Consider the following 4,638-nt stretch of genomic DNA (forward strand, 5'->3'; position numbering starts at 1 on the left):
GGTGGGACGCTGCGGATAGAAGTACAGGTTGGTAACAGGAAATTCGTTCGGACAGTGGATGTGTTGGCCAAACAGCCAGGTAAGGAGCGCGTCCTGAAATTGATTCGTGAGCATCAGGAGCCGCTGATGGAAAAGATCGTCGCCCAGGAATCGAATTTCAAACATGTGCTTGATATGGATCAGCAGCCGATTGTCTCCGGCGATAAGGGCTTTGGGCTAAGCCAACTCACAGTAGACCCCCCGACTTATGAACAGGTCTGGAGCTGGAGAAAGCACATGGAGGAATCGATCTCGCGGTTGAGAAAAAAACGTGCGGAGGCAAAATCATATCTCTCCAAGAATGGTCGTCAATACACGCAGGAGATGTTGGACCTTGAGACGATCACACGCTGGAACGGGATGAAGTACCACGAATGGGATGAGCCATCCTCGAAATGGATACGGATAAAGAGCATTCAATGTGATACGAAGACCGGCAATATCGGGTGGGACATGAGTAAGGAAGACAATGCCGGGAAAACCGAAGGTGCGCTGCGAGAACGAGACAAAGAGACCTACGCGAAAGGTAGAAGTAAGGACCATCCTTGGATTTATCACGGAGCCTGCTATGCGGATCACATTGCCAACAAATAGTTTTTTGCTCCTCTTGTTGACTGCGCCATTGTTTGGCTTATCTGCTGAACTTCCCACAGTCAGCGAGGAGCGGCTGTCCGACTATCGTGCGGAATATGAGAATAGAAATCCGCCAATGAAATATTTGCTGATTCATGCAGATGGCTCCGAGGCCGATACGGTCAGTTCTACTCGATCACTGTACTTGCTTGACCTCAGCGCAGACCCCACCAATAACCTGATCGCTTCCCCTGAGATTGATGAACTCATCGAATCGGAATTCTTCGTGGAAATTCAGTCGGACTCTCTGCTGAGCCAAGGAAAAACCGACTACCTGGTTCTATCCATGTCGCGACCAGCAGAATACAACCCACGTTATTTCCGATGTGCCGCAGGACATGGCGAGGACCGCGCTTATCTGTTTTCCATTTCTGACGGCAAGGCAAAAGTGGTCAGCAAATTCTTCGGTGGCTGTGCCACCAGTTACGAGCTCATGCGCGATGGCAATGACCGTGGATACCGCGTGATCGAGCGAGGAGAAAGAGTCCGATCCGTGCGCTACATGCTGCGCGGTGACACGCTTGTCAGAGAGCCGGACTATCAGGAGAAGGGAAGTCCCCGATGAATACCCTCACCCATTCCTGCGCCGGACATGGCGAAGAACAGCTGCACGAAACTTCTCAGCATCACGTCATGCTTGGTCGCATGAAAAAGAATGGCAGCAAGAAAACATGCGCAATTCTCGGGGCCTGCAGGAAGCAGCCTCTGCTCGTACGTACTACCGCGATAGTGGTCGGCCTGATGCTCCCCTTGTTGTCTACGTCAGCCGAGCTTCCCAAGGTCCGCGGCGACTACCTGGAGCGCTATCGCGATATCGCAAAGTACACGAAGCCGATGATGAAATACGTACTCATCCGGGGTGACAGCCGGGAAGCCTACGCCAACGAGACGATTCCCACCATTTACCTGCTCGACATCAGGACGAAGTCGCCGGACAAGGTCTTCTATTCGCCGGAAATCGATCAGCTCATCAAGGAGGATTTTGTCCTCATCATTGATCATGATTCGCTGCTGGTCCACGGCAAGACCGACTATATCGTCATCAGCATGTACCGCCCGCCCTCGATCGATCCTGACTACACCCGATGCTGGGATCGCAGCGAGGTGGAAATCGCCTACCTGTTTGCCATCACGGAAGGAAAAGCAAAGATCATCGACAAGACCTTCGGTGGCTGTGGAACGTATTACGAAGTGATCAAGGCGGGCAAGACCGTTGGCTATCGCGTGACCCGCGAGGACTTTGACGGGACCAGTACGGCGGATCACTACCTGCTGCACCGGAGTGGCCTCGTCAAGCAGCCGGGGCCTCCGAATAAGGAGGCGCAACGATGAGAAACAGCACATCCGGAGTCCGCAGCTTGCGTCCATCATTAGGGGAAATGAAACAAGGGTTCGTGATGCGCATTGCTTTGAAGTTGTTGGCTCTGACGGGGATTCTTTTCGCGCTGAATGCTTATTCCCGCGCGCCTGTCGTATTGCAGGAAAAAAAGCTGGAAAAGATCAGGGAAACCTATACCTTGCGCACCGACGACCACCCGCAATACGTGTTCGTCCATGCAGACGGCAGCGCGTGCTGCACAGCGCCGCCGCAAAAGCCGGTGTATCTGGAGAACCTCCTGGCCAGGGGACCGCAGACGCTGATTTATTCGGAAGAGATCAATGCCTTGTTCAGGAAGAAGTTCGTGCTTGAGATCGACGATGTCAGTGTCATCGAGTCCGGCGACAAACATTTTTTCGTGGTGAAGATCGCGCCGCCGGTGGACGAGCGGGACAGCTTTCCTCACTGCATCGACGGCAAGCCGGAAGAGAAGGCCTATCTGCTGGCCGTAAGCGGGACCAGGGTGGACATCGTCCATACCAACATGCAGGGCTGTGACACCGCCTATGGATCGCTGATCTTGGGAAGAGCCCTCGGCTACGAGGTCGCTCACGTCGGCGAGCCCGTGGAGTTTCTGCGCTTGCGTAACGGCGAGGTGCTGCACCTGATCAAGCCGTTCGAGTAGCGCAGGCGCTCCTCGCCAAGCGCACCCGCTCTTTCCATGATCGATCAATTCCAGCAGACCGCCCTAATGACCAGTCTACCGAACCCCGACATCGAATCCATCCCCGACGATTTCATCCGCGCCGTCCTCTATCCCTTCGCCATGGCCGACTACGATGGCGCGCAAGCCATCCGCCTGAGTGCGGTGCCGGATTCCGATGTGCTGCAGGGGCTCCCCATCGACCTGGTCAACGAAGCCCTGTCGGCAGCCCAGGAAGCGGGCTTGATCGAGATGGTGGAAGAACGCCCCGGTGCCATCGCGTTGACCCCGTTGGGCAGGAAGAAATTCCTGCTGGTGCGCGACGGCTTCTACGATGACGATGCCATCGACGATTTGCGCCGCATCCTGGCAACGCTGGACCTGCGTGCCTTGCGCCTCTCCGGAGACTATCGCCAGCACCGGCAGAGCTGCACGGCGCTGGCCGCTTGTCCGGATCAGCCTTGCCCGCGCACGGGCCGCTGGCTCGCAAGGCGGCTGGAACAGCGGCAATGCGAATTGCGCGAAGGGGATGCCATGCCCTTGCCCGAAGTGGACGCGCAGGACCGGCCCGTTTTCTGGTATCTGATGAAGACCTGATCAATCCCCACGCCCAGCCCAGTTGGGCGGCCGCTTCTCCAGAAACGCCTGTATCCCCTCCATCGCCTCCGCATCCATGATGTTGCAGGCCATCACCTCGGCTGCATGCGCATAGGCATCGGGCAGCGCCATCATCTGCTGGCGGTACACCATGGCCTTGCCGCGCGCAATCGAGATGGCAGGCTTGCTGCAGATCTCGCGCGCCAGCGCTTCGGTGGTGGCATCGAGTTCGTCGGCACGCACCGCCTGGTTGATGAGTCCCCATTGCGCGGCCGTGTCGGCATCGATGAATTTGCCGGTCACCAGCATTTCGAAGGCGCGCTTGATCGGCAGGTTGCGCGTCAAGGCCACCGCTGGCGTGGAACAGAACAAACCGACGTTGATGCCCGAGACCGCAAAGCGCGCGCCCTCGCTGGCCACCGCCAGGTCGCAGGCGGCCACCAGCTGGCAGCCGGCCGCCGTGGCCAGTCCCTGCACCTTGGCGATGACCGGCACCGGCAGCGCGCGCAAGGATTGCATCAGGCGGCTGCAACGATCAAACAATTGCTGGTAATACGCCTGCTCGGGCGTGGCGCGCATCTCGCGCAGGTCATGGCCGGCGCAGAAGGCGCGGCCGTTGGCGGCCAGGATCACGCAGCGTACCTGCGGGTCCTGCGCCAGCGCATCGAGCTGCGCCTGCAAGGCCTCCAGCATCGCTTCGGAGAGCGCATTGAATTGCGCCGGCCGGTTCAGGGTGAGCGTGGTGATGCCCTGCGCGTCATGGCGCAGCAACAGGTCCTGGCTTGCGTCTTGCATGGTGTCTCCTCCATTGGTGATGGGCGCCGTGTGTTGCCTTACACCATGCCCAGCAATGCTTCCAGATCTTCGTCCTCGCCCTGCGGCGCGGACATGTCGAGCACGCTTTCAATGTGATGCAGGTGCGCCAGCATGGTCGCCACGGCGTCTTCGGTGCGGCCGGCGGAGATGGCGTCGATGATGTCGCCATGGTCGTCGTGGGTGCAGGCCGGCACCGTCGGCGAATCGTACAGCACGATGATGAGACAGGTCAGCGATGCCAGCTCGCGCATCATCTTGCTCATCACCGGGTTGTCCACCATGTCGGCGATGCGGATGTGGAATTCGCCCGAGAGCCGGATGATGGCGCGCCGGTCATTGCTGGCGCGGGCCTGCGCTTCTTCGGCCACGTGGGCGCGCAGCAGCGCGATGTGCTCGGGCCGCGTGTGCTCGCACAGGTGGCGCAGCAGCGCCGGTTCCAGCAGGCGGCGCGCGGCAAAGATGTTGCGCGCTTCTTCCGGTGTCGGGCTGGCCACGAAGGCGCCGCGATTGGGGATGGTCGTGATCAGGCCCT

General features: G+C 58.8%; 6 protein-coding genes and 1 pseudogene. 5 read left to right on the forward strand and 2 right to left on the reverse strand.

Annotation, left to right across the window (positions count from 1 at the left end):
- The 5 genes and pseudogenes from B3873_RS06480 to B3873_RS06500 all read left to right on the forward strand — a co-directional run.
- Nucleotides 1–633: pseudogene (locus tag B3873_RS06480) on the forward strand (hypothetical protein); the annotation flags it as partial.
- Complete coding sequence (locus tag B3873_RS06485) at nt 608–1,237, forward strand: hypothetical protein (protein WP_286864746.1); 630 nt, start codon at nt 608–610, stop codon at nt 1,235–1,237. The pseudogene B3873_RS06480 and the gene B3873_RS06485, both read left to right, overlap by 26 nt.
- Entirely contained in the window at nt 1,234–2,004 is a 771-nt protein-coding gene (locus B3873_RS06490; RefSeq protein ID WP_286864748.1) for a hypothetical protein, read from the forward strand. Before B3873_RS06485 ends, B3873_RS06490 begins: the two co-directional genes overlap by 4 nt.
- Complete coding sequence (locus B3873_RS06495; RefSeq protein ID WP_286864750.1) at nt 2,001–2,675, forward strand: hypothetical protein; 675 nt, start codon at nt 2,001–2,003, stop codon at nt 2,673–2,675. Before B3873_RS06490 ends, B3873_RS06495 begins: the two co-directional genes overlap by 4 nt.
- 66 nt (nt 2,676–2,741) lie before the next feature.
- Nucleotides 2,742–3,290, forward strand: coding sequence for a hypothetical protein (locus B3873_RS06500; protein WP_286864751.1), 549 nt, complete (start codon nt 2,742–2,744; stop codon nt 3,288–3,290).
- On the opposite strand, the gene B3873_RS06505 is transcribed toward B3873_RS06500, so the two are convergent.
- Together B3873_RS06505 and B3873_RS06510 are read right to left on the reverse strand one after the other, a co-directional pair.
- Complete coding sequence (locus B3873_RS06505; RefSeq protein WP_286864752.1) at nt 3,291–4,085, reverse strand: enoyl-CoA hydratase; 795 nt, start codon at nt 4,083–4,085, stop codon at nt 3,291–3,293.
- Between the two features lie 38 nt (nt 4,086–4,123).
- On the reverse strand, nt 4,124–4,638 hold a 515-nt coding region (locus B3873_RS06510), incomplete at its 5' end, for a GntR family transcriptional regulator (protein WP_286864755.1).

The sequence above is a fragment of the Herbaspirillum sp. UBA812 genome (assembly GCF_002296545.1).
Lineage (GTDB): Bacteria > Pseudomonadota > Gammaproteobacteria > Burkholderiales > Burkholderiaceae_D > Herbaspirillum > Herbaspirillum huttiense.

Bases quoted from the DNA above. Each gene is read 5' to 3' on its own strand.
- B3873_RS06485 (WP_286864746.1), top strand. From the start codon at position 608: ATGCGGATCACATTGCCAACAAATAGTTTTTTGCTCCTCTTGTTGACT.
- B3873_RS06490 (WP_286864748.1), top strand. From the start codon at position 1,234: ATGAATACCCTCACCCATTCCTGCGCCGGACATGGCGAAGAACAGCTG.
- B3873_RS06495 (WP_286864750.1), top strand. From the start codon at position 2,001: ATGAGAAACAGCACATCCGGAGTCCGCAGCTTGCGTCCATCATTAGGG.
- B3873_RS06500 (WP_286864751.1), top strand. From the start codon at position 2,742: ATGACCAGTCTACCGAACCCCGACATCGAATCCATCCCCGACGATTTC.
- B3873_RS06505 (WP_286864752.1), bottom strand. From the start codon at position 4,085: ATGCAAGACGCAAGCCAGGACCTGTTGCTGCGCCATGACGCGCAGGGC.